23 protein-coding genes are annotated in these 25539 nt (G+C 58.5%); 6 read left to right on the plus strand and 17 right to left on the minus strand.

Features of this window, described 5'->3' with window-relative positions; all coding sequences use genetic code 11:
* Positions 1-156: 156 nt before the first annotated feature.
* From dtd to hutC, 9 genes are all read right to left on the minus strand, one after another.
* A complete protein-coding gene (gene dtd / locus HBN79_RS01515; RefSeq protein ID WP_095000823.1) occupies positions 157-594 on the minus strand; it encodes a D-aminoacyl-tRNA deacylase in 438 nt (145 codons plus the stop codon).
* On the minus strand, positions 591-1562 hold the full coding sequence (pip, locus tag HBN79_RS01520; RefSeq protein ID WP_169916156.1) for a prolyl aminopeptidase: 972 nt from the start codon (positions 1560-1562) through the stop codon (positions 591-593). Before pip ends, dtd begins: the two co-directional genes overlap by 4 nt.
* A 220-nt stretch (positions 1563-1782) precedes the next feature.
* The gene (gene hutG, locus HBN79_RS01525; protein WP_095023777.1) at positions 1783-2577 is read right to left on the minus strand and encodes an N-formylglutamate deformylase; all 795 of its coding nucleotides are present in this window, start codon (positions 2575-2577) and stop codon (positions 1783-1785) included.
* A gap of 10 nt (positions 2578-2587) precedes the next feature.
* Entirely contained in the window at positions 2588-3793 is a 1206-nt protein-coding gene (gene hutI, locus HBN79_RS01530; protein WP_095017737.1) for an imidazolonepropionase, read from the minus strand.
* 27 nt (positions 3794-3820) lie between these two features.
* Positions 3821-5233 carry an amino acid permease gene (locus HBN79_RS01535; RefSeq protein WP_169916157.1) on the minus strand — a complete coding sequence of 471 codons (1413 nt, stop codon included), beginning with the start codon at positions 5231-5233 and terminating at the stop codon, positions 3821-3823.
* A 74-nt stretch (positions 5234-5307) separates the two neighbouring features.
* Positions 5308-6840, minus strand: a complete 1533-nt coding sequence (hutH, locus tag HBN79_RS01540; protein ID WP_095000818.1) for a histidine ammonia-lyase — start codon at positions 6838-6840, stop codon at positions 5308-5310.
* A gap of 157 nt (positions 6841-6997) precedes the next feature.
* Entirely contained in the window at positions 6998-8695 is a 1698-nt protein-coding gene (gene hutU, locus HBN79_RS01545; RefSeq protein WP_095000817.1) for a urocanate hydratase, read from the minus strand.
* A 354-nt stretch (positions 8696-9049) separates the two neighbouring features.
* Positions 9050-9628 (minus strand): HutD family protein, encoded by a 579-nt coding sequence (locus HBN79_RS01550; RefSeq protein WP_095000816.1) that lies wholly within the window; start codon positions 9626-9628, stop codon positions 9050-9052.
* The gene (gene hutC / locus HBN79_RS01555; protein ID WP_153326946.1) at positions 9625-10335 is read right to left on the minus strand and encodes a histidine utilization repressor; all 711 of its coding nucleotides are present in this window, start codon (positions 10333-10335) and stop codon (positions 9625-9627) included. Before hutC ends, HBN79_RS01550 begins: the two co-directional genes overlap by 4 nt.
* A 145-nt stretch (positions 10336-10480) precedes the next feature.
* Here hutC and HBN79_RS01560 point away from each other — a divergent pair, with 145 nt between their 5' ends.
* Entirely contained in the window at positions 10481-11845 is a 1365-nt protein-coding gene (locus HBN79_RS01560; RefSeq protein WP_169916158.1) for a formimidoylglutamate deiminase, read from the plus strand.
* A gap of 119 nt (positions 11846-11964) precedes the next feature.
* On the opposite strand, the gene HBN79_RS01565 is transcribed toward HBN79_RS01560, so the two are convergent.
* The 3 genes from HBN79_RS01565 to HBN79_RS01575 form a co-directional block, all read right to left on the minus strand.
* Positions 11965-13902 (minus strand): ATP-dependent DNA helicase RecQ, encoded by a 1938-nt coding sequence (locus HBN79_RS01565; RefSeq protein WP_095026354.1) that lies wholly within the window; start codon positions 13900-13902, stop codon positions 11965-11967.
* Between the two features lie 125 nt (positions 13903-14027).
* Positions 14028-14366 (minus strand): type II toxin-antitoxin system RelE/ParE family toxin, encoded by a 339-nt coding sequence (locus HBN79_RS01570; RefSeq protein ID WP_095000812.1) that lies wholly within the window; start codon positions 14364-14366, stop codon positions 14028-14030.
* A complete protein-coding gene (locus HBN79_RS01575; RefSeq protein ID WP_169916159.1) occupies positions 14335-14604 on the minus strand; it encodes a type II toxin-antitoxin system Phd/YefM family antitoxin in 270 nt (89 codons plus the stop codon). Before HBN79_RS01575 ends, HBN79_RS01570 begins: the two co-directional genes overlap by 32 nt.
* Positions 14605-14757: 153 nt before the next feature.
* Between HBN79_RS01575 and HBN79_RS01580 the strand changes: the two genes are divergently transcribed.
* Entirely contained in the window at positions 14758-15108 is a 351-nt protein-coding gene (locus HBN79_RS01580; RefSeq protein WP_095000811.1) for a DUF1493 family protein, read from the plus strand.
* A gap of 176 nt (positions 15109-15284) precedes the next feature.
* Here HBN79_RS01580 and HBN79_RS01585 read toward each other — a convergent pair whose 3' ends face one another.
* The 3 genes from HBN79_RS01585 to HBN79_RS01595 all read right to left on the minus strand — a co-directional run bounded on the left by HBN79_RS01585 (position 15285) and on the right by HBN79_RS01595 (position 18461).
* On the minus strand, positions 15285-16826 hold the full coding sequence (locus tag HBN79_RS01585; protein WP_095017745.1) for a phosphoenolpyruvate carboxykinase: 1542 nt from the start codon (positions 16824-16826) through the stop codon (positions 15285-15287).
* A gap of 179 nt (positions 16827-17005) precedes the next feature.
* Complete coding sequence (gene hslO / locus HBN79_RS01590) at positions 17006-17908, minus strand: Hsp33 family molecular chaperone HslO (RefSeq protein WP_095000809.1); 903 nt, start codon at positions 17906-17908, stop codon at positions 17006-17008.
* A 145-nt stretch (positions 17909-18053) separates the two neighbouring features.
* On the minus strand, positions 18054-18461 hold the full coding sequence (locus HBN79_RS01595) for a S4 domain-containing protein (RefSeq protein WP_169916160.1): 408 nt from the start codon (positions 18459-18461) through the stop codon (positions 18054-18056).
* Between the two features lie 268 nt (positions 18462-18729).
* Here HBN79_RS01595 and HBN79_RS01600 point away from each other — a divergent pair, with 268 nt between their 5' ends.
* Both HBN79_RS01600 and rimK read left to right on the plus strand, forming a co-directional pair.
* Positions 18730-19179, plus strand: coding sequence for an ATP-dependent zinc protease (locus tag HBN79_RS01600; RefSeq protein WP_169916200.1), 450 nt, complete (start codon positions 18730-18732; stop codon positions 19177-19179).
* Positions 19176-20081: a 30S ribosomal protein S6--L-glutamate ligase gene (rimK, locus tag HBN79_RS01605; RefSeq protein WP_016783140.1), complete on the plus strand. Its 906-nt coding sequence runs from the start codon at positions 19176-19178 to the stop codon at positions 20079-20081. The genes HBN79_RS01600 and rimK overlap by 4 nt, the downstream gene beginning before the upstream one ends.
* Positions 20082-20150: 69 nt before the next feature.
* On the opposite strand, the gene HBN79_RS01610 is transcribed toward rimK, so the two are convergent.
* Both HBN79_RS01610 and ompR read right to left on the minus strand, forming a co-directional pair.
* The gene (locus tag HBN79_RS01610; RefSeq protein ID WP_016783139.1) at positions 20151-21464 is read right to left on the minus strand and encodes an ATP-binding protein; all 1314 of its coding nucleotides are present in this window, start codon (positions 21462-21464) and stop codon (positions 20151-20153) included.
* A gap of 114 nt (positions 21465-21578) precedes the next feature.
* Complete coding sequence (gene ompR / locus HBN79_RS01615; protein ID WP_095000806.1) at positions 21579-22319, minus strand: two-component system response regulator OmpR; 741 nt, start codon at positions 22317-22319, stop codon at positions 21579-21581.
* A 359-nt stretch (positions 22320-22678) separates the two neighbouring features.
* Here ompR and HBN79_RS01620 point away from each other — a divergent pair, with 359 nt between their 5' ends.
* Together HBN79_RS01620 and HBN79_RS01625 are read left to right on the plus strand one after the other, a co-directional pair.
* Entirely contained in the window at positions 22679-25000 is a 2322-nt protein-coding gene (locus HBN79_RS01620) for a Tex family protein (protein ID WP_169916161.1), read from the plus strand.
* Positions 25000-25383 (plus strand): PaaI family thioesterase, encoded by a 384-nt coding sequence (locus tag HBN79_RS01625; protein ID WP_095023771.1) that lies wholly within the window; start codon positions 25000-25002, stop codon positions 25381-25383. Before HBN79_RS01620 ends, HBN79_RS01625 begins: the two co-directional genes overlap by 1 nt.
* Positions 25384-25539 lie beyond the last annotated feature (156 nt).

The following is a 25539-nucleotide window of genomic DNA, read 5'->3' on the forward strand; positions in this document are numbered from 1 at the left end:
GACCGTCAAAGGAATAAATGATTCCCCGGACGTGTCGGATTAGTCTCTGTGTAGCGCAGGATTATCTAGTAGCCCGCGTTACAACGCATCTACTGTCAGCAAGTATTTCTCGCTAAAACCCCCTGTTTTCAGACGAAAACACGGTTTTTCAGGGTTTTAGGTTTGTAACAAAAATGTCACAGGGCCATCATTGATCAAATGCACCTGCATATCAGCGCCAAAACGCCCCGATTCGACGCTGGGGTGAAGTCGTTTTGCCGCTTCAAGCAGCTGATTGAACAACGCCTCGGCCAATGCCGGTGGTGCTGCCGTGGAAAAGCTCGGACGCAGGCCGCTCTTGGTGTCTGCCGCCAAGGTAAATTGCGAAACCAGAAGCAAGCCGCCGCCGATATCGGCCAGTGACAGGTTCATTTTGCCTTCGGCATCGCTGAATACCCGATAGTTGAGCAGCTTATGCAGCAACTTGGCGGCGCTGGCTTCGGTATCCCCGGGCTCGACGGCAACCAGCACCAGCAAGCCCTGATCGATTGAACCGACAATCTCCCCCGCCACCTCTACCCGCGCGCCACTGACGCGCTGCAACAGCCCCTTCATGCTTCGTCAGGCTGCAAGTTGAGCAGACGACGGGCCATTTGCTCGGTGGCGCGTACCAGGGCGTCGGTAATGCCAGGCTCGGAAGCGACGTGCCCGGCTTCACGGATGATTTGCAGCTCACTGCCCGGCCAGGCCTGGTGCAGCTCCCAGGCGTTATCCAGCGGGCAGATCATGTCGTAGCGGCCATGCACGATCACGGCCGGCAGGTGGGCAATCTTGTGCATGTCCCGCAGCAGTTGATTGGGCTCAAGGAACGCGTTGTTCATAAAGTAATGGCATTCGATACGGGCAATGGACAATGCCCGGTGCGGGTCGCAGAAGCGCTCGACCACCTGCGGGTTGGGCCGCAGGGTGGCGGCGCGGCCTTCCCAGGTCGACCATGCCTTGGCCACATTCATCTGGGCAATCTGGTCGTTGCCCGTGAGGCGCTTGTGAAAGGCACTCATCAGGTCGTCACGCTCTTCCTCAGGGATCGGCGCGATATAGTCCTGCCAGTAGTCGGGGAAAATCCGGCTGGCCCCTGCCTGATAGAACCATTCGATTTCCTGCGGCCGCGCCAGAAAGATCCCACGCAAAATCAGGCCATGTACTTGCGCTGGATGGCTTTGCGCGTACGCCAGTGACAGGGTCGAGCCCCACGAACCGCCGAACAACACCCACTTGTCGATGCCCAGGTACAGGCGAATCCGCTCCATATCGGCGACAAGATCCCACGTGGTGTTGCTGTCCAGGCTGGCGTGCGGTGTCGAGCGACCACAGCCGCGCTGATCAAAGGTGATGATGCGATACAGGCCCGGATCGAAATAGCAGCGGCTGTTGGCATCGCAACCCGACCCCGGCCCGCCGTGGACAAACACCACCGGCAGGCCGTCTGGCGAACCGCTCTCGTCAACGTAGAGCACATGCGGGCCATCGACCGCCAGTTCATGCCGGGCGTAGGGTTTGATCTGCGGGAACAAGGTCTGCATTACGCACTCCAGGGAGGGGTCGAAAGAGATTGCCGTCAGGCATCATAAACCCGATTGGAGGTATTGAGCATGCCCTTACTAAAAGGATGGGGTTTGGATCGGTGGCGCGCCTCCAACCCTCTCCCGTAGGGCGAGGGGGGCTGATTGTCGGTGTTCTTGAGGCCGCGCGCACTCTGTCCCCTCTCCCTCCGGGAGAGGGCTAGGGTGAGGGGCTTTTGACTTAACGTTCCCGCCCCCATTCAATAATCCGCGCCAACAATTGCTTGAGTACCACCCGGGTCGGTGCCGCAAGGTCTTCGCGATAGTTGAACGGCTCGAACTCTTCCATATAGGTGCACTGGGCCAGTTCCAGTTGCACAGCATGGATGTTGTCCACCGGACTGCCGTAATGACGGGTGATATGGCCACCCTTGAAGCGTCCGTTCAGTACATGACTGTAGGCTGGATGCTCGGCACAAATGGCTTCAAGATCGCGGGCCAGCGTCGGATCGCAACTGGCACCATTGAAGGTGCCCAGATTGAAGTCCGGCAGACGGCCGTCAAACAGATGAGGGATTTGCGAACGAATGGAATGCGCATCAAACAGCAGCGCATAGCCAAACTCGTCTTTCATACGATTGAGTTCCTGTTGCAGGGTCTGGTGATAGGGTTTCCAGATCTGCTCCAGGTACGTCGCACGCTCCTCTTTCGTAGGCACCAGCCCTTCACGAAACAATGGCACGCCATCAAACAGCGTGGCCGGGAACAAACCTGTGGTAGCGCCCACATACATCGGCGCATCGTCCTGCGGGCGATTGAGGTCAATCACAAACCGCGAATACTCGGCTGCCAGGGTGCTGGCACCCAGCTCGCTGGCAAAGTCGTAAAGCTGCGGGATATGCCAGTCGGTGTCCGGCAGGCTTTGCGCCTCAGGGATCAGCCCGGCCTTGACTGCCGGAGTCAGTTTCAGACCAGCATGGGGCATGCTGATCAGCAACGGCACGCGGCCTTGTTTGAATGTCAGAACCTTGTCCACAAGCTTTCTCCTAAAGCGTTACGTCAACGCCGCTACGCACGACGCGTTTGTCCAGATCACCGCCCAGCCAATAAGCCAGGTCTGCCGGACGATCAATGTTCCAGGCGACAAAGTCGGCCACCTTGCCGGGCTCAAGCGAGCCGTGGGTCTCGCCCATGCCCAATGCCGTTGCCGCGTGCAGGGTGACCCCGGCCAGGGCTTCTTCGGGGGTCATACGGAACAGGGTGCAGGCCATGTTCAGCATCAGGCGCAACGACAGTCCCGGCGAGGTTCCCGGGTTGAGGTCACTGGCAATGGCGATTTTTACCCCGTGCTTGCGCAGGGCCTCCATCGGCGGCAACTGGGTTTCACGCAAGAAGTAAAACGCACCAGGCAAGAGCACGGCCACGGTACCGGAGGCGGCCATGGCAATGGCGTCTTCTTCGGTCATGAATTCCAGATGATCGGCCGACAGCGCCTGATAGCGCGCCGCCAAGCTGGAGCCATGCAATGAAGACAGCTGCTCGGCGTGCAATTTGACCGGCAGGCCCAATTGCTGCGCTACCTTGAACACCCGCTCGACCTGGGCCGGTGAGAACGCCAGGTATTCGCAGAACGCATCCACAGCGTCCACCAGCCCTTCGGCCGCCAGCGCGGGTAGCATCTCGTTGCAGATATGCTCGATATAGTCATCGGCGCGATCCTTGAACTCCGGCGGCAAGGCATGGGCGGCCAGGCAGGTGCTGCGCACCGTGACCGGCAATGCTTCGCCAAGACGGCGGATCACCCGCAAAATTTTGCGTTCACTCTCCAGGCTCAGGCCATAACCGGACTTGATCTCGACACTGGTCACGCCATCGCGCAGCAAACACCGCAAACGCTGACGGGCACTGTCGAACAACTCGTCCTCGCTGGCCGCGCGGGTCGCACGCACAGTGCTGGCAATACCGCCGCCGACCGCGGCGATTTCGGCATAGCTCACGCCTTGCAGACGCTGCTCGAACTCACCGCTGCGGTTGCCGCCAAACACCGTGTGCGTATGGCAATCGATAAGCCCCGGCGTTACCCACGCGCCTTCAAGGCCGTGGGTTTGCCCATATTCGCCCGTCGGCAACTGCTGACGCGGGCCAAGCCACTCAATGTAGCCGTCACGGGTGACGAGGGCGGCATCCTCGATGATCGAGTACGTGCCGTTGGCCATTGTTGCGACATTGCAGTGCTGCCAAAGGGTTTTCATCGCGTCACTCCGTCAATGATCAAAAACTCAGGAAAGCTCGGGAGCCACTTCAATTGCCCGACCCGCTGCAGGTTTTACCCACAGCAGATAAGCCACAACCAGCATGAGAATCCAGACCACACCTACCATTAGCGCGGCTTGTGTCTCAGGGAAGTAACCCAGTACGCCGAAGATAAACACCATGAACACAATGGCGGCAATCGGCGCATACGGCCAGAACGGCACCGGGAACTTGAGTTCGGCCACTTGTTCACGGGTCATGGAACGACGCATGGCCACCTGGGTGACCAGAATCATCAGCCATACCCATACCGTGGCAAAGGTCGCAATCGAGGCGATTACCAAAAAGATGTTTTCCGGGATCAGGTAGTTAAGCACCACACCCACCAGCAAGGTGGCGCCCATTACCAGCACGGTCATCCACGGCACGCCGTGTCTGGAGATTTTGGCAAAGCCCTTGGGCGCCTGCCCTTGCTGGGCCAGCCCGTACATCATGCGGCCTGCACCGAAGATGTCGCTGTTGATCGCCGACACTGCCGCCGAGATCACCACAATATTGAGGATGGTGGCCGCCGAGCTGATACCCAGACTGTCAAAGATCTGCACAAACGGGCTGCCCTGGCTGCCGATCTGAGTCCACGGGTAAATGGCCATCAGTACAAACAGAGTCAGTACATAGAACAGCAGAATGCGCAGCGGCACCGCGTTGATCGCTTTAGGGATCACACGCTGCGGGTCTTTGGCTTCGCCAGCGGTAATACCAATGATTTCAATGCCGCCAAAGGCAAACATCACCACGGCAAACGAGGCGATCAAACCGCCCACGCCATTGGGCATGAAGCCGCCGAAGGACCACAGGTTGCTGATGCCGGTCGCCACCGCATCGGAGCTGCCCGAGGTGCCCGAGGTGCCAATACCAAACAGCATGATGCCGAAGCCGGCCAGGATCATCGCCACGATGGCAGCAACCTTGAGCAGCGACAGCCAGAACTCCATTTCACCGAAGACTTTAACGCTGCACAGGTTCAGGCCGCCAATCAGCAGCACGATACCCAGCACCCAGATCCAGCGCGCCACTTCCGGGAACCAGAAGCCCATGTAAATACCGAACGCGGTGACATCGGCCAGACACACGATGATCATCTCGAAGGCATAGGTCCAGCCGAGAATAAAGCCCGACATGGGCCCCAGATAGGTGCTGGCGTAGTGACCGAAGGAACCGGACACCGGATTGTGCACGGCCATTTCGCCCAGTGCGCGCATGACCATGAAGACCGCCGCGCCACCAATCAGGTAAGCCAGCAGCACAGCAGGTCCAGCCATCTGGATGGCAGCAGCTGAACCATAGAAAAGACCCGTCCCGATCGCTGAACCCAGCGCCATGAAACGGATGTGGCGAGCGGAAAGCCCGCGTTTCAAACCTTGAGTCTGGTTTTGCATTTCGCGTCCTTGATTATTTTTGTCGGCGAAAACAGAGACGCAGAGAGCCCGTAGGCCCTCTGCGTTTTTTTGGATTACAGGCTTGGCAGAACGTGTGCAGGCAGCAGTGCGTTCAGGCAACGGGACGCCAGCAGTTGCATGGCGATTTCGATGTCCGGCGCGAAGAAACGGTCTTTTTCATAATGCGCGACTTTGCTGCGCAGGGTGGTGCGAGCGATTTCCAGCTTGGCGGACGTTTTCAGGCCATCACGCAGATCCAGGCCCTGGCACGCGGCCAGCCATTCAATGGCCAGAACACCGCGAACGTTTTCGGCCATTTCCCACAGACGCTTGCCTGCAGAAGGCGCCATCGATACGTGGTCTTCCTGGTTGGCCGAGGTAGGAATGCTGTCCACGCTATGCGGGTGGGACAACGCCTTGTTCTCGCTGGCCAGGGCCGCAGCCGTCACCTGGGCGATCATGAAACCGGAGTTGACGCCGCCATTGGCCACCAGGAACGGCGGCAGTTGCGACATATGCTTGTCCATCATCAACGAGATGCGACGCTCACTCAGCGAACCGATTTCGGCAATGGCCAACGCCATATTGTCTGCAGCCATGGCAACCGGCTCGGCGTGGAAGTTACCGCCGGAGATCACGTCGCCCTGTTCGGCAAATACCAGCGGGTTATCCGACACCGCGTTGGCTTCAATGCCCAGCACTTCGGCGGCCTGACGGAACTGGGTCAGGCAGGCGCCCATGACTTGTGGCTGGCAGCGCAAGGAGTACGGGTCTTGTACCTTGTCGCAGTTTTTGTGCGACTCGGACACTGCGCTGCTGGTGCCCAGCAGATCGCGATAAATCGCCGCCGCGTCGATTTGACCGCGTTGGCCGCGGGCAGCATGAATGCGTGGGTCGAACGGCGAGCGCGAACCCAGAACGGCTTCAACGGTCAGGCCGCCACAGGCCATCGCAGCGGCAAACAGGTCTTCGCCTTCAAACAGACCGCGCAGAGCGTAGGCCGTCGATACTTGAGTACCGTTAAGCAGGGCCAGGCCTTCCTTGGCAGCCAGGGTCAGCGGCTCAAGACCGGCTTGTTTCAAGGCAGTGACGGCATCCAGCCACTCGCCTTTGTAACGGGCCTTGCCTTCACCCAGCAGCACCAGCGACATATGCGCCAGGGGTGCCAGATCGCCCGATGCGCCCACCGAACCTTTGAGCGGAATATGCGGGTAAACCTCGGCATTGATCAGGGCGATCAATGCATCGATGACCACGCGACGAATCCCGGAGAAACCACGGCTCAGGCTGTTGACCTTGAGCACCATGATCAGGCGCACCAGGTCATCGCTGATCGGTTCGCCGATACCAGCGGCGTGGGACAGCACCAGCGAACGCTGGAGGTTTTCCAGGTCTTCACTGGCGATTTTGGTCGAAGCCAACAAGCCAAAACCTGTATTGATACCGTAGGTGGTGCGGTTTTCGGCAAGGATCTGCTCAACGCACGCCACGCTGGCATCGATCTGCGCCGAGGCGCTCGCGTCCAGGCTGAGGGTAACCGGCTGCTGATAAATGTCACGCAGTTGGGCAAGGCTCAGTTGGCCGGGGATCAGGTTTAACTCAAGCACGTTAATACTCCTTCACGCGTGTTACCGAAATTATAGAAATTGTTCGTAACCTTGTGGGAGCCGGGCTTGCCCGCGATGGCATCACCTCGTACGGCCTGAAGCACCGAGGCGACTGCATCGCGAGCAAGCCCGCTCCCACAAGATTCGTGCCCGTGGGTCAGCCGTTGATCATCGGCAGGTTCAGGCCCTGCTCGTTGGCGCAATCGATGGCGATGTCGTAACCGGCATCGGCGTGACGCATTACACCGGTGGCCGGGTCGTTGTGCAGGACACGGGCGATGCGCTCAGCCGCTTCGTCGGTACCGTCACACACGATCACCATGCCCGAATGCTGGGAGAAGCCCATGCCGACGCCGCCGCCGTGGTGCAGCGACACCCAGGTCGCGCCGCTGGCAGTGTTGAGCAAGGCATTGAGCAGTGGCCAGTCGGACACGGCATCCGAACCGTCCTGCATGGCTTCGGTTTCGCGGTTCGGGCTGGATACCGAGCCGGAGTCCAGGTGGTCGCGGCCAATCACGATCGGGGCCTTCAGCTCGCCGCTGCGCACCATTTCGTTGAACGCCAGGCCCAGCTTGGCACGCTGGCCCAGGCCGACCCAGCAGATACGTGCCGGCAGCCCCTGGAAGCTGATGCGCTCGCGCGCCATGTCCAGCCAGTTGTGCAGGTGAGCGTCGTCGGCGATCAGCTCCTTGACCTTGGCATCGGTCTTGTAGATATCTTCGGCATCTCCCGACAGCGCGACCCAGCGGAACGGCCCTACACCACGGCAGAACAGTGGGCGGATATAAGCAGGGACAAAACCCGGGAAGTCGAAGGCGTTTTCTACGCCAACTTCTTTAGCCATCTGACGGATGTTGTTGCCGTAGTCGAAGGTCGGCACGCCAGCTTTCTGGAATGCCAGCATCGCTTCAACGTGCTCACCCATTGACGCTTTGGCAGCTTTGACCACAGCAGCCGGATCGGTCACGGCGCGGTCGCGGTACTGCTCCCAGGTCCAGCCTTTTGGCAGGTAGCCATTCAGCGGGTCGTGGGCGCTGGTCTGGTCGGTGACCATGTCCGGGCGCACACCACGGCGAACCATTTCTGGCAGCAGTTCAGCAGCGTTGCCGCACAGGGCAATGGAAATCGCTTTGCCTTCAGCGGTGTATTTGGCAATACGCGCCAGTGCGTCATCCAGGTCCGCGGCTTGCTCGTCGACATAACGGGTGGCCAGACGGAAATCGATACGGCTTTGCTGGCATTCGATGTTCAGCGAGCAGGCACCGGCCAGAGTTGCTGCCAGTGGTTGTGCGCCGCCCATGCCGCCCAGGCCTGCGGTCAGTACCCACTTGCCGACCAGGCTGCCGTTGTAGTGCTGGCGACCGGCCTCGACGAAGGTTTCGTAGGTGCCCTGGACGATGCCCTGGCTGCCGATGTAGATCCAGCTGCCGGCGGTCATCTGGCCGTACATGGCCAGGCCCTTGGCGTCGAGTTCGTTGAAGTGCTCCCAGGTGGCCCAGTGCGGTACCAGGTTGGAGTTGGCGATCAGTACCCGTGGCGCGTTGCTGTGGGTTTTGAACACGCCGACCGGCTTGCCCGATTGCACCAGCAGGGTTTCGTCATCGTTGAGGTTGGTCAGGCTTTCGACGATTTTGTCGTAGCACTCCCAGTTGCGCGCTGCCCGACCAATACCGCCATACACCACCAGTTCAGTCGGGTTCTCGGCCACTTGCGGGTCGAGGTTGTTCATCAGCATCCGCAGGGGTGCTTCGGTCATCCAGCTTTTGGCAGTGAGCTGGGTGCCGCGGGCGGCGCGGATCTCACCATCACGGTGACGGGTGAACTCGGCAGGCGATTTTGGGGTAGTTGAAGTCACGGGTAACTCCTCAGCGTTGGGCAGATGCGTCGGGTGTGAGAAGAGGATCGACGCACACTTATGTACTTGTACATACAAGCATATGCAAGTTAGCGGCCAATCTGAAAATTTTCCTGATGAAAAAGCTGCAAGCCACGGAAATAAAGGTGCGCAACCGCAAGAGAAGTTTCTTGGTGGAGAGGGAGAAATTAGCGAGGGGTGTTACTGAAGTAGATCTGTGCGCTGATTTGGGGCGTTTGGTAACGCATGTGTTCTGTGGGAGCGGGCTTGCTCGCGATCGCATCACTGCGACCCGCCAATAAACCGAGTCACCTGCATCGCGAGCAAGCCCGCTCCCACCTGATCAGGACTGTGTCAGACCGCGCTCAACTCAATCACGCAACACAGCCCGGTTAGCGTGATTTCCAGCAACTCGCGATTGCCGCTTAGTTGCAGGCAGTCGTAGCGGCCCAGGTGTTCATGGCAGGTGTTACCCAGGCCAACATGCACCTGCTCGCCCGCACTGAACACCAATACGGTCTGCGCCGAACTGAACAGGCGTTGCGGGACGGTTGCATCCAGCCATTGCAGACGTGCTGCGTAGCGCTGCGGGGCGTAGATCAGGTTGAAGTCACGGATCGGCCCATCAATCAGGGTGCAGGAGACGGTGCTTTCACCCTTGAACGCAAATGCATCAAAGGGTAACAGTGCCCGCGTGCTCGCCCCGTCAACTTGCAAGTTCATGCCCGCGCCTTGCAGCACGCTGATAATCCGCTGATAACCCTCAAAACGCGAAAAGCCGCCTGATTCGCCAATATCGGCAATCGACAGGCGCCAGCCAAAACCGACGAGGCCTTCACCTGCGTCACGGGTGATTTCTTCAGTGCTGCCGCCGCCGTTTTTCCACGGCATGCGTGGATAATCGACGGCACGTAAAACAACGGGCTGGCTCATTTATTGAAGCGTCCTTCAAGACGATGACGGGAACCGGGGTGGATCAGCCGGGCGGCGGTCACAGGCTGACGGCCCGACCAGGTGCGGCGGCGAATCAGCAGGCACGGCTCGCCTGGCTCGATTTGCAGCAACTTGCACTCTTTGGGGTCAGCCAGAATCGCTTCGACCACATGCTCGCCTTCGGTCAGCGGTGCGACCTGAGACAAATAGGCATACGGTGTTTGCAGGGTGAAATCCTGCTTGAGGTAGTCCGGCGCCACCTGTGCATTCACGAAACGGTCCTCGATTTGCACGGCAATCCCGTTTTCGTAATGCACGATCAGGGAATGAAAGACCTTTTGCCCTTCACGCATATCGAGCACGGCGGCGCGTTCCGAGCCGGCCATTTCTTCACCCAGGCTGATGACCTTGCAGGTGTGAGTGTGCCCGCGGGCAGCAATTTCATCAGCGATGTTGTTGACTTCAAACAGCGCGGACTGTGTCTTGGGCTCGGCCACAAAAGTACCGACACCCTGCATGCGCACCAGCAAGCCGTCGGCGGTCATTTCACGCAGCGCACGGTTGATGGTCATGCGGCTGAAACCCAACTGGGTCACCAGTTCGCTTTCAGATGGCACACGGTAATGCGGCGGCCAGTTTCCACTCTGGATCTGTTGAGTGATCATTTGCTTTACGCGGGCGTAAAGCGGGGCCGGGCTGTCGCCCATGTGGGCGGCCAGCGGGGACACGACAGGCGGAGTCGACACAGGCAATCCTTGTTCATGAGTAAAGGGCGTAGCTTGCCGGAGTTTACCGGGCAGGCAAACGTCTGTATATGTATATACAAATAACAAGCTTTGGGGTACCGAACCGATGTCTGTCTTCTTTGCCGAGCGCGCCCTGCTACCGACTGGCTGGTCTGCCAATGTCCGAATCGAGGTGGGTGCCGATGGTTGCCTGACACAAATTACAGCCAATGCCGACGCGCACGGGGCAGAACGTTTGAGCGGCCCGCTGTTGCCGGGCATGCCGAACCTGCACTCTCACGCGTTCCAGCGGGCCATGGCCGGTTTGGCCGAAGTGGCGGGCAACCCCAATGACAGCTTCTGGACGTGGCGCGACTTGATGTATCGGCTCGTCGGAAAAATCAGCCCTGAACAACTCGGCGTCATTGCCCGTCAGTTGTACATCGAGATGCTCAAGGCCGGTTACACCTCGGTGGCGGAATTCCATTATGTCCATCACGATCTGTCAGGGCAGCCCTATACCAACCCGGCTGAGCTGGCACTGCGAATTAGCGAAGCTGCACGCTCCACCGGCATTGGCCTGACGTTGCTGCCGGTACTTTATAGCCACTCGGGTTTTGGCGGCCAGGCACCCAACGACGGTCAGCGGCGCTTTATCAACAGCACCGAGCAATACCTCAAATTGCAGCAACAGCTCAAGCCGCTACTGGCGCAACAGCCAGCGCAGACCCTGGGGCTGTGTTTTCACTCGTTACGCGCCGTTACTCCCGGGCAAATAAACGCAGTGCTGGGCGCCAGCGACACAACCTGCCCGGTGCATATCCATATTGCCGAGCAACAAAAGGAAGTCGACGACTGCCTGAGCTGGAGCGGCAAGCGACCGATCCAGTGGCTATATGACAATGTCGAAGTCGATTCGCGCTGGTGCCTGGTGCATGCCACCCACGCCAACGCAGACGAAGTTCAACTGATGGCGCAGAGCAAGGCCGTAGCCGGGTTATGCCTGACCACTGAAGCCAATCTGGGTGACGGTATTTTCCCGGCGGTGGATTACCTCGCTCAAGGCGGGCGCATGGGCATCGGTTCGGACAGCCATGTGTCACTGAGCGTGGTCGAGGAACTGCGCTGGCTGGAGTACGGCCAACGTTTGCGCGACCAACGCCGCAACCGGATGTATCGCAGTGATCAGCCGATGGTCGGGCGTACGCTGTACGACGCCGCCCTGGCGGGTGGTGCACAAGCGATGGGGCAACCAGTCGCTGGCTTGGCCGTTGGTCAACGCGCCGACTGGCTGGTGCTTGACGGCAACGACCCGTACCTGGCCACCGCACAGGACGACGCCATTTTAAACCGCTGGTTGTTTGCCGGCGGCGACCGCCAGATACGCAACGTGATGGTTAACGGCCAATGGGTAGTTCGCGACGGGCATCATGCCGATGAAGAGGCCAGCTGCCGCGACTTCACCCGTGTGCTACGCGAGTTGTTGGGGTAGGTGCATAACACCTTGTGGGAGCGGGCTTGCTCGCGATGGCTACGACGCGGTCTATCTGTCAAACCACGGCGACCCAATCGCGAGCAAGCCCGCTCCCACAACACCCACAGGTAGTTGGATTACAGACCGTTCAGATGCTTCGCAGCCCAATCGCGAACCTCGGCATAGGGATAATTTTCCAACGCTGCAAACCCCGGAATGGCCCGCGCTTTCATCTTGGTGAACATCGGCACACTGATCCCGCATAAAAACCGGGTCAGGCGTTCTGCCGGGGGATTACTTCCTGCGTATTCCTGATGCCTGTGGATAAAAGCGCCACACAGTGCTTCAACGTTTTTATCCACAAGCGGCGCCAGCGCGGGCGGCTCCGGTAAACGCGCCACCTGCCCTGCGCATACCGAGCAATGCCCGCACTGCCGTGGTGCCTGGTCATCGCCAAAATACCGGGCCAGTCGGTAGCTCAGACAGGTATCACTGGCAAACAGCGCCAGCATTGCGTGAATCCGCTTGATCTCGCCGCTCTCGTGGGCACAGAAGTAAGCATGCAGTTCCTGGCTTAATGCCTCGGCATCAAAATCGCTCACCAGCAGGCTGTAGACCTCGGTCATCTGCTTGCTTTCAAGCTCGATCCAACCCTTCTCCTGAAAATAATCCAGCGCCTTGACCACCCGATTGCGATCGGCCTGATGCTGCCCGTACAGGGTGTCGAAATTTACCGTGGCCCAGGTTCTGGCGCGGGTGGAGGTCTGAATGATGGCCGAGACAAATTGCTGACGTTCACCTTCGAATTTGGCCAGTAATACCTCGGGCTCGATCAGGAATTTGAAACGATACTCGGCAAAGTAGGCATAGCGCGGTGCTATCAAGCCGCGCAACTCCAGCTGCACCAGCAAGGTTTTAAGTGGTAGCTGACGAATATTGCTCTGATCGGACAACGGCAGCAGCATAAATTCCCACTGCCCTTCAGGTATTGCCCCACGCAACTCCTCAAGTACACAGCGAATACCCGCAAGCTCGGGCGTGTCGCCATACACAAAGTTTTCCAGCACGTTAAGGCTGTCGCGGTTGGCCAGCACCAGACAGTCGGAGGGCTGGCCATCACGCCCGGCGCGACCGATTTCCTGGCTATAGTTTTCAATCGATTTGGGCAGGTCGAAATGCACCACATTGCGGATATCGCTTTTATCGATACCCATCCCGAAGGCGATGGTGGCGACGATGCAGTTCAGCTGCCCGCCCATGAACTGGCGCTGAATGCCCTCGCGCTGCTCATGGGGCAAACCGGCGTGATAAGCATTGGCACTGATACCGTGCTGGCTGAGGTGCTCGGCAATCTGCTCGGCGGTCCGTTGCAATGTGACATAGACGATGCTCGGCTGGCCGATGCGCCCGTTCATCCACTGCACCAGGCGCTGGCGCTTTGCCGCGCCGCTGACCGGCTCAACCCACAGGTTGAGGTTGGCGCGATAGAAGCCGGTGGTGATCACATCCGTCTCGGCAATCGCGAACTTGGCCTGCATGTCCGCGATCACATTGGGCGTGGCGGTCGCTGTAAGCAGCAAGGCTTGGGGGATATTGAACTGGCGCTGGTAGTCTGGAAGTTTCAGATAATCAGGGCGAAAGTTATGCCCCCATTCAGAAATACAGTGGGCTTCATCCACCACCAGCAGTGAAATCGGTACTTGCTGCAAAAAGTTACGGAAGCGCTCGTTTTTCAGGCGCTCGACCGAAATCATCAGGATCTTCAATTCGCCCGCTTTGGCCCGGGCCATCACGGCACTGGCGTCCTCACGACTTTGCGCGGAATCAATACTGGCGGCGGCAATGCCGTGGCGCTGCAAAAAAGCCAGTTGGTCCTGCATAAGAGCCAACAGCGGCGAAACCACCAGCGTCAGGTGGGGCAACAGCAGCGCCGGCAGTTGATAACACAACGACTTGCCCGAGCCCGTGGGGAAAATCGCTGCCGCCGAACGCCCGGCCAAAACAGCACTGACCACCGCCTCTTGCCCGGCACGAAATTGTGGATAACCGAAAACCTGTTCCAGGGTGTTGTACATCACTGTCACTCCATTGACCGCCACACGCGCAAAACTTTAACGCCAAGTTTGCAGACGATCGAGAAAAGGTCGGGGGCAAATTGAGAGAGGATGATACAGGTGTGTTTTGAAATTACCCGATATCACTAGTGCAGACGCTTCTTCGCGGCGATATAGACAGCATGGTCATCACGACGACCGACGCCAAGCACCAGAACTATCAGACGGTTATCAATCACTTCATACACCAGCCTCACCCCGCTGGCACGCAGCTTGATTTTGTAACAGTTCGGCACATTCCTGAGCCCGGCGGCCGGAACCTTTGGGGACAACAAACGGCACTTGAGCTTCTTTAGTAGCTGGATCTGGAGCACCTTATCCAGCTTTTCCAGCTCCTTTTTTGCTTCAATTTCGAACTCAAGGGTATAAGTCTTGATTGCATCTGCCTGCGACTCAGTTTTTCTCGGCAGTTGCGATGAGCTCATCAATTTCGACCTTGATTGTAGGATTGCCACGCCGCTCTTTGACCAACCTGGCCAATTCAGCGTCGTCGATCATCTCCAGCAACAGCTCGTAGCGCTCAGGGGAAAGAATATAAAACGCAGGTTCGTTACGATTGAGAATGACCATTGGGTCACCACCGCTTTCACGATAAGTACCCATGGGGTCTTTTTTCAGATCTGTTACTGACGCAGCGACTTTAGCGAGCATGGCGAATGTCATGATATGGCCTCATGCCTATGTATACGGAAAGACTCATCTGCTAAATCTGTAAGCTGCTGAGCCAACACAATCAAGCACTAAAAATAGCACTTTTAACAGCGCCATAAAAGACACTCCAACAAACGCTCACACTGAAAATCGGGACAATGAATAATGAACCTCGCCCCAGACCTCCCGGATACCCCAACCCTGCGTGAGCTGATGCAGTTGCTACATGAAGAAATCGGTTTGCCGGAGCACAAGACCATCAGCCTCAAGACCGCGATCAATGCTGATTTGGGCTGCAATGGCGCGGATGCCCAGCATTTGATAGAAGCCCTGGAAGAACGTTTTGGCCTGGAACTGGCGGACTACGATGCCTATCGCTATTTCCAGCCCGCCGGTAATGACCCGCACCTCAAGCGCAAGGCCAAGGGTCGGGAAAGCAAAGTACCGCTGACCATCGGTATGCTCTACGCGGCGATCTGCAGCGGACAGTGGGATACCCAAGGCCTGGAGGCCTAGGCATGTGGGAGCAGGCTTGCTCGCGATGCAGACGCTGCGGTTTTGTCTGATTCACCGCCGCGATGCCATCGCGAGCAAGCCCGCTCCCACAGGATGTATACCCACAGAAAAATTCAGGCACAAAAAAGCCGCCTTTTCAGGCGGCTTTTTTGTGGATCAACACACTGACCGAATACTTACGCCTTCGGGCCGGCTGCCTTGATCGCGTCGCTGACGTCGAACTTCTTGAAGTTCTCTACGAACAGGCCAGCCAATGCTTTGGCAGCTTCGTCGTAGGCAGTTTTGTCAGCCCAGGTGTTGCGCGGGTTGAGCAGAACAGTCTCAACGCCAGGTACGGCTTTAGGCACGTCCAGGTTGATGATGTCCAGATGCTCGGTTTCAGCGCCGATCAGAGCACCGCTCTGGATCGCAGCAATCACCGCACGGGTGGTCGGGATGTTGAAGCGCTTGCCAACGCCGTAGCCACCGCCGGTCCAGCCGGTGTTCACCAGGTACACCTTGGAGCCGAAGCCACGGATGCGCTTGATCAGCAGCTCTGCGTATTCACCGGCCGGACGCGGGAAGAACGGTGCGCCAAAGCAGGTGGAAAAAGTCGACTTGATGCCGCTGCCCGAACCCATTTCAGTCGAGCCCACCAGTGCGGTGTAGCCAGACAGGAAGTGGTAGGCCGCTTGCTCTTCGCTGAGGATCGACACAGGTGGCAGTACGCCAGTCAGGTCGCACGTCAGGAAGATCACAGCGTTTGGTTCGCCGCCCAGGTTCTTCTCGGAACGCTTGGCAACGTGCTCCAGCGGGTAAGCGGCGCGGCTGTTCTGGGTCAGGCTGACATCGGCATAGTCAGGGTGACCGGCAGCGTCGAGCACAACGTTTTCCAGAACAGCGCCGTGCTTGATGGCTTTCCAGATAACCGGCTCGTTCTTCTCCGACAGGTCGATGCACTTGGCATAGCAACCGCCTTCGATGTTGAACACCACGCCTTCGCCCCAACCGTGTTCGTCGTCACCGATCAGGTAACGGCTTTCATCGGCGGACAGGGTGGTTTTACCGGTACCGGACAGACCGAAGAACAGGGTCACGTCGCCTTCTTCGCCAATGTTTGCAGCACAGTGCATAGGCAGCACGTCAGCAGCAGGCAGCAGGAAGTTCTGTACCGAGAACATGGCTTTTTTCATTTCACCGGCGTAACGCATGCCGGCGATCAGCACTTTTTTCTGGGCGAAGTTGATGATCACGCAACCGTCAGAGTTGGTGCCATCACGCTCAGGCACGCACTCGAAGTTGGCCACGTTAAGCACTTGCCACTCATCACGACCGGCAGGGTTGTACTTGGCCGGGTTGATGAACAGGCAACGACCGAACAGGTTCTGCCAGGCAGTCTGGGTGGTCATTTTCACGGCCAGGTAGTGGTCTTCGGAAGCACCTACATGCACGTGGGAAACGAAATGCTCTTGCGCGTTGTTGAACGCCTCGACGCGGTCCCACAGGGCATCGAACTTGTCGGCCGGGAACTTGCGGTTGATCGGGCCCCAGGCAATGGCAGCCTGAGTGGACGGTTCTTCAACAATGAAGCGGTCAGCCGGCGAACGGCCTGTACGGTGGCCAGTTTCGACAACCAGTGCGCCATTGTCGGCAAGCACGCCTTCACCACGGTTCAGGGCTTCTTTGACCAGATCGTCGATGCTCAGATCGGTGTACACGGCGTTATTAGCTTGCGTCATGAGGTTCCCCGTCGGCCATTGGCCGAGTGCGCCAAACGTTTTGTAGTAGAAAAGTTTGCACTACTACCGCGAAAAAAGTGGGCCGGATTATGCCAGAAAACCCCAAAAAGAGTAGGCCCCACCTGTCAGAACCGCGCAAGAACGGGCTTTGACAGGTGTTTTACCTGAGCTGAAACGTTTTAGTGATGAGTGCCTGAAGGGGATTCAACACCTGCGCCAGCGAACAATTGATCGACATCTGCTGCATCAAACAGGTAACGCTCGTTGCAGAACTGGCAATCGATTTCGATATGACCGCCATGCTCGGTCACCAGATTGAGCGCATCGGCATGACCCAGGCTGGTCAGGGCATTGCCCGAACGCTCACGGGAGCAACTGCACTTGAATTCAATGGCCTGATTATCAAACAGGCGCACGGTTTCTTCGTGATACAAACGGTGCAGGATGGTCTCGTTATCCAGCCCCAGCAGCTCTTCTGATTTGAGCGTATCGCCCAGCATCAGCAGGCGGTCCCAGCTGTCGACGCGCTCGTCTTCATCCTTGACCACATCGGCAGGCAACTGCTGCAGGAACATGCCCCGCGCACGCTGGCCATCAGCAACCAGCCAGAAGCGGGTCGGCACTTGCTCGGACATCACGAAGTAATTGGTGAAGCAGTCAGCCAGGGTTTCGCCGTTCAGGTCCACGATGCCCTGGTAGCGCTTGCCGACCACCGGATCGATGGTAATGGCCAGTACGCCGTTGGGCAGCAGGTCAGCCAGCGTGGCATCGGCAGCAATCTGGTCGGCGTCAAAACGGGCCAGGCCGCGTATTTCCCGGTCGCTGGTGCATTCGATCATCAGCAGCGGCACCGGGCCTTCGGAACGGGCCTGCAGGCTCAGCAAGCCATCGATTTTCTGGTTACCCACCAGCAACGCAGCCGCAGCCATCAGCTCGCCCAGCAATTGCTGGACCGGCTGTGGATAAGCGTGCTTGGCCAACACGTCAGCGTAGCTGTGCTCCAACGAGGCCAGTTCGCCGCGGGCGTCGCTGGTATCGAACATAAAGCGTTGTGTGGCATCGGTTTTGTGTAAGTCGGACATAAGAATAGAGTTCTGAATTGGTGACAAAATGTGTAAGCGCCATTAAATATCGTGCAGGTCTGATGACCCTATATGGCGCCATACCTGAATGATTACAAGCCATGCAGCCACGGACTCGACGTACGGCTTGCGGGCCCTGGCCAGCTCACTCGCCCCCACTGGCGTCATGAAACTGATGCAGTTGGCGCCGCTGCTTCTTGGTCGGTTTGCCATCAGTCGCGATGCCCATGGCCCCGGATTTGCGCATGGCAGCCGCGTTTTCGCGCTTGGCGATGCTTTGTTCGGTTTCGGCGTACAGCAATTGGGCTTCAGGGGCGCCACGGCGGACCACAGACAGCGCTTTGACTTCGACAGTGCGCTCTTCAAGGCCAACACGAATTTGCAGTTCATCGCCCAGGCGAGGTTCTTTGCTCGGCTTGCAGCGCTCACCCCGGCAATGCACCTTGCCGCTTTCAATCGCGGCCTTGGCCAGTGCCCGGGTCTTGTAAAAACGCGCCGCCCAGAGCCACTTATCCAGGCGAACCTTGTCGTCCTCTTCCTGCTTTTGCGCCACTGGAATTCCTCTTCACTTGAATAGTCAGAACTGTACTACTACTTGCAATGAACAACTGAAGCATTCGTCCCGATAGAATGCCTGCCTGCCGAGTAGCGGACACGCAGATAACTGTCGCCATTTGCTGAATATTCTGCGTGAATGCTCTTTGTACATTGCCAAATCGGCATCGCCGATTGCTTTACCTGCAGGGTTCCTCCTGCGGCCTGAATACGTTAATCGCTGGTTACTTATATTGAAGACTTTTGATCACTTGACCGTTGTCGGTCTGCGCGAGTGGGTGGCGCTTCCCGATTTGGGAGTCGCCGGCCTGCGCGCGAAAATCGACACCGGTGCCAGTACTTCCAGCCTGCACGCTACCGAAATCGAGCCTTTTGTGCGCGACGGTGTCGAGTGGGTACGTTTCAATGCCCACCTGGGCACCCTGGTACAACTGCGTCACCGTCACTGTGAAGCGCCTTTGGTGGCAATTAAAACCATTAAAAGCTCCAATGGCCACACCCAGGTTCGCTATGTGATCCGCACCGGCCTGGCGCTGGGTGATAGGGTCTGGCCGGTCGAGTTCACCCTCGCCTGCCGCAAATCGATGCGTTATCGCTTGTTGCTGGGCTCAAAAGCGTTGATCGACGGCCAATTGGTCGTCAACCCTGCACTAAAATATGTACAAGACAAGCCGGAATTCCCGGTCACTACTACCTCTGCCACAGGTGTTGCATGAAGATCGCTGTGCTGTCGCGTAACCCGCGTCTGTATTCCACTCGTCGTCTGGTTGAAGCCGGTACCGAACGAGGCCATGAGATGGTAGTGATCGATACCCTGCGCGCCTATATGAACATAGCCAGTCATAAGCCGCAGATTCACTATCGCGGCAAGCCGCTGGAAGGCTTTGATGCGGTGATCCCGCGCATTGGCGCGTCAGTCACGTTCTATGGCTGCGCAGTGCTGCGCCAGTTTGAAATGATGGGCGTGTTTCCGCTCAACGAATCGGTGGCAATTGCTCGCTCGCGGGACAAATTACGTTCGTTGCAGCTGTTGTCCCGGCGTGGCCTGGGTTTGCCGGTAACCGGTTTTGCCCACTCGCCGGATGACATTCCCGACCTCATCGAAATGGTCAACGGCGCCCCGCTGGTCATCAAGGTGCTGGAAGGCACCCAGGGCATCGGCGTGGTGCTGTGTGAAACCGCTACCGCCGCCGAGTCGGTGATTGAGGCCTTTATGGGCCTCAAGCAAAACATCATGGTGCAGGAATACATCAAGGAGGCCGGGGGTGCCGATATTCGCTGCTTCGTGGTCGGTGACAAGGTGATCGCGGCCATGAAACGCCAGGCCAAACCTGGAGAGTTCCGCTCCAACCTTCACCGGGGCGGCAGCGCCAGCCTGATCAAGATCACCCCCGAAGAGCGCATGACCGCCATTCGTGCGGCCAAGGTCATGGGGCTGAGTGTGGCGGGTGTCGATATCCTGCGCTCCAACCACGGCCCGCTGGTGCTGGAGGTCAACTCATCGCCAGGCCTGGAAGGCATTGAAACCACCACCGGCAAGGATGTGGCCGGGATTATCATCCAGCACCTGGAAAAAAACAGCAGCCCGCATATGACCCGGACCAAGGGCAAAGGCTGACAGCGCATCAACCCTTGGGTGAGCAGACTTGTTGTGGGAGCGGGCAAGCCCGCTCCCACAGGGTCAAAGCTATACCGCCCCTCTTGGCAACATAAGCCCCAGCGGCAAACGTACACGGGCTTCAAGCCCTCCGCCGCTGCGGTTACGCAGCTCGACATTGCCACCATGCATGGAGGCAATCCGCTTGACGATCGCCAGCCCCAGCCCCGTACCTTTACCGCCACGGGCACGGTCACCGCGGATAAACGGGTTGAAGATATCTTCCAGCTCCGCAGGATCAATCCCTGCCCCCCGGTCCATCACGCTCAGCACCACATACGGCGCGCTGACATCACCCGATACGTAAGCCGCAACCTCCACGTCTTCGCCAGCATGGTGCAAGGCATTGCCGATCAGGTTGTTGAGCAAACGCTTCATCGATACCCGACGTAGCGCAAACGGCTGAATCGGCTGCAGACGCAGGCGCACCTGCTCTCCGTTCTGGTTATAGGGTGCCACCACTTCACGGATCAATTCACACAGATCAACCTCTTCAACCGGCTCGTCACGGCCGTCACGGATAAAGGCCAGGAACTGGTCGAGAATCGCGTCCATGTCCTCAATATCACGCACCATGTCGTCGGTCAGGTCGTTGTGGTTGCCCATCAGCTCCAGAGACAGACGCAAGCGGGTCAGCGGGGTGCGCAGGTCATGGGACACGCCTGCAAGCATCAGTTCTCGCTCGCGGCCCGCCTGTTCGACGTCTTCAGCCATCTGATTGAAGGCGCTATACACCTCCGTCATTTCGCTGGGCGTGTCGCCGACAGGCAAGCGCACGCTGCGCCCCTGCCCCAACTGGCGAGCTGCATACACCAGACGCTTGAGGGGCTGATTAAGCTGGCTGACGAAAATCCACGCCGAAGCAGTGGACAACAAGCCGATGGCTAAAAACCAGCCCAGTACATTCCAGATTTTTTGCCCACGCAGAGGATGCGGATATAAAGGTACTTTCAACCAGCCATCCCCCAGGCTCGGGGCACGCACCCACAGCGCAGGGGATGTGTGCATACGCAGGCGCACCTCTGTATCGGGGCCAAGCTCGGCCTGCATCTGACGCTGATAAATCTCGCTGTAAGGCCAGTGCTGTTCACCCTCGGGTACACCTCCGCCCACGACGCGAACCAAATCAACGGCATCGATGATCTTGTTGCGGTTTTCCTCATCGGCGGCCCAATAGGCACGCAGGGTCAGCGCCACGCCGTGGCTGTACTGGCGGTCAACCAGCACGTCCTCGTTCATAAGCAGATAAACCAGCGTCAGGGCCTTGGAAAACAGCACAACAATCAGGACAAGCCAGAGTGTGCGCGAGAAGAAACTTTGGGGGAACCAGACAGGGGTTTTCATAGACAGCCGCTTTTATACTTTGCAGGAGCGAGCCCCGAGGCCCGAAAAAAAGATAAATCGCGAGCCACACGGTACCAGAGAGCACCAGTGCGACTCGCTCCTACAAATGATCTGTCATTTGGTTGCGTTGCCATCCGGCACGAACACATAACCCACGCCCCAGACGGTCTGGATATAGCGGGGCTTGGACGGATCCGGCTCGATCATGCGGCGCAAACGGGAAATCTGGACATCGATTGAACGCTCCAGCGCATCCCACTCACGACCACGGGCCAGGTTCATCAGCTTGTCGCGGGTCAACGGCTCGCGGGCATGCATGACCAGGGCTTTAAGTACCGCAAACTCACCCGTGGTGAGCATGTGAACTTCGTCGCCACGTTTGAGTTCGCGGGTTGCCAGGGACAACTCGTAATCACCGAATGTCACGCTTTCGTCTTCGCTGCCCGGCGCACCCGGCACCGGCGGCGCCTGACGACGCAATACCGCACGCACACGGGCCATCAGCTCATCGGGGTTGAAAGGCTTGGCCAGATAATCGTCGGCACCCAGTTCCAGGCCCTTGATACGGCTAAGTTCATCACCTTTGGCTGTCAGCATGATGATCGGCACGCGATTGCCCGCTGCACGCAAACGGCGACAGGCTGACAGGCCGTCTTCGCCGGGCAGCATCAGATCCAGCACCACAAGGTGGTACATTTCGCGGGCCAGCCGTCGATCCATGTCCGCTGCATTGGTCACGGAAGTGGCGCGATAACCCTTGCTGGAAAAGAAACGTACCAGCAAGTTGCTCAGCCCAGGATCATCATCAACGATAAGGATTTTTTCGCCTTCAGACGTTTGTGCAGTGCTGCTCATTAGGATGCTCCTGTGATCTCGGCGCGCATTATGGCTCAGCCGCTGCGATACGCATTGTGTGCATTGTTAGCAGATTTTTCTTCCTTAAACATTAGACCAGGTAATGAGACCACCGCGCGCAATCCCCTGAATCCGGGAACGCTGGTTATAATGCGCGGCCTTTTGTGTCGGGCAATCTCGAACTTTCAATGGTTGTGCCAGTATTTATTTTTTCAACATCTGGCGTAATCAGCTGACTTCACGGGTCAACAGGCTGCCCTTTTGGCCCAGGCAGCGGCCCCTTCCGGGCTGCTCAACCAGCCTCGCAAGCCTTCAAGCCCGGGCCTGCGAGCCTGCATCACATTTTGTCAGGTGGTTTTATGGACAGCATCAACAGCCGCATCGCCGAAGAACTCGGCGTGCGCCCGCAGCAGGTCGAAGCGGCCGTCGCTCTTCTGGATGAGGGCTCCACCGTACCCTTCATCTCTCGGTATCGTAAGGAAGTGACCGGCAGCCTGGATGACACCCAGTTGCGTCACCTCGAAGAGCGCCTGCGCTACCTGCGCGAACTCGACGAGCGGCGCGTCAGCATCCTCGCCAGCATCGAAGAACAAGGCAAGTTGACCCCCGAACTGGCCCGCGACATCAAACTCGCCGACACCAAGACCCGCCTTGAAGACTTGTACCTGCCGTACAAGCAAAAGCGCCGCACCAAGGGCCAGATCGCCCTGGAAGCTGGCCTCGGCGAGCTGGCAGACGGCCTGTTCAACGACCCGACACTCACGCCAGATGCCGAAGCTGCCCGTTTTGTCGACACTGAAAAAGGTGTGGCTGACGTCAAGGCAGCCCTTGATGGCGCCAAGTACATCCTCATGGAGCGCTTCGCCGAAGACGCCAGCCTGCTGGACAAGCTGCGCAGCTTCCTCAAACAGGAAGCCATCCTCAGCGCCCGCGTAATTGCCGGCAAGGAAGAGGAAGGCGCCAAGTTCCGCGATTACTTCGAGCACGATGAACCGCTCAAAAGCATGCCATCGCACCGCGCACTGGCGATTTTCCGCGGTCGCAACGAAGGCATTCTGAGCTCGTCGCTCAAAGTCGGTGAAGAATTGCCCGGCACGATGCACCCCGGCGAAATGATGATTGCCCAGCGCTTCGGTCTGGAAAATCAAAACCGCCCGGCTGATAAATGGTTGAGCGAAGTGGTGCGCTGGACCTGGAAGGTCAAGCTCTACACCCACCTCGAAACCGACCTGCTGGGTGAATTGCGCGACGCCGCTGAAACCGAAGCCATCAATGTATTCGCCCACAACCTGCACGACCTGCTGCTGGCCGCGCCGGCTGGCCCGCGCGCCACCCTGGGCCTGGACCCGGGCCTGCGCACCGGTTGCAAGATTGCCGTGGTCGATGCCACCGGCAAACTGCTGGAGTACGCCACCGTGTACCCGCACGTGCCGCACAACAAGTGGGACCAGACCATTTCGGTCATGGCCGCCCTGTGTGCCAAGCATTCGGTCGATCTGATTGCCATTGGCAACGGCACTGCCAGCCGCGAAAGCGACAAGCTGGTGATCGATCTGATGAAAAAATACCCGGCCCTGAAAGTCACCAAAGTGATGGTGTCCGAGGCCGGTGCTTCGGTGTACTCGGCATCGGAACTGGCAGCCAAGGAATTCCCGGATCTGGACGTTTCGATCCGTGGCGCCGTATCGATCGCCCGCCGCCTGCAAGACCCGCTGGCCGAACTGGTGAAAATCGACCCTAAATCCATCGGTGTCGGCCAGTACCAGCACGACGTGTCCCAGCTCAAGCTGGCACGCGGCCTGGACGCTGTGGTTGAAGACTGCGTGAACGCCGTGGGCGTGGACGTGAACACGGCTTCGGTAGCACTGCTCGCGCGAATTTCGGGCCTCAATGCCACACTGGCGCAAAATATCGTGGCTCACCGCGACGAAAACGGCGCATTCAAAACCCGTGCAGCGCTGAAAAAAGTCAGCCGTCTGGGCGAAAAAACCTTCGAGCAGGCGGCAGGTTTCTTGCGCGTGATGAATGGCGACAATCCGCTGGACAGCTCAGCGGTTCACCCCGAAGCCTACCCGCTGGTCAAACGCATCGCTACGGACACCGAGCGGGACATCCGCTCGCTGATCGGCGACGCCGGGTTCCTAAAGCGTCTTGATCCGAAGAAATTCACCGACGAGACCTTCGGCCTGCCGACGGTGACCGATATTCTCCAGGAGCTGGAGAAACCAGGCCGCGACCCGCGCCCGGAGTTCAAGACCGCCGAGTTTCAGGAAGGTGTCGAAGACCTCAAAGACCTGCAACTGGGAATGATCCTGGAAGGCGTGGTGACCAACGTGACCAACTTCGGGGCTTTCGTCGATATCGGCGTGCACCAGGACGGTCTGGTGCATATCTCGGCCTTGTCCGAGAAATTCATCAAGGACCCGCGCGAAGCCGTTAAAGCCGGTGATGTGGTCAAGGTCAAGGTCATGGAAGTCGACATCCCGCGCAAACGCGTAGGCCTGTCGATGCGCATGAGCGACACCCCGGGCGAGAAAATCGACGGTGCTCGCGGCGCACGTCCGGGCTCGGCCCCGCGCCAGCAAAGCTCGGCACCGCGCAAGGAGAACGTTGCCGCCGCACCGTCCAATAACGCCATGGCCTCGTTGTTCGCCAACGCCAAACAGTTGAAGAAACGCTGATGGCCATCCCGGACGGCCTGACCCAAAGCGCCTTCAGCCAGTTGCTCGGCTGCCGCGTGCAATCGCTGGAAGACGGTGTGGCGCATGTTGCGCTGAGCCTGGAGCCGCAATTGCGCAACCGCGCCGGCAAGTTGCACGGTGGTGTGTTGTTCAGCCTGGTGGACATCAGCATGGGCCTGGCCTGTTCCAGCACCCATGGCTTCGATCAGCAGAGCGCGACCATTGAGTGCAAAATCAACTACATTCGCGCGGTGGCTGAAGGCGAAGTGCTATGTATCGCCAAGGTCATCCACCCCGGGCGACGCACGCTGGTCGTCGAAGCGGATGTTATGCAGGGCGACAAGCTGGTCGCAAAAGCACAAGGCACGTTCGCTGTCCTGTAGCGGCCAACGGCTGATTTGAGTTAATTTCGGCACTGCCAATGCAGTGCCGAAATGCGCTTGGAGCGCCGCGGCGCCGAATCAGGGACGGAACTGAGCGATGCCAACAAAACCAGGCGACCACGCCAGTTTCAACTTCACCCTTGTAGACCGTCCTGA

The organism is Pseudomonas sp. WS 5051, from assembly GCF_012985715.1.
Taxonomy (GTDB): Bacteria; Pseudomonadota; Gammaproteobacteria; order Pseudomonadales; family Pseudomonadaceae; genus Aquipseudomonas; species Aquipseudomonas bubulae.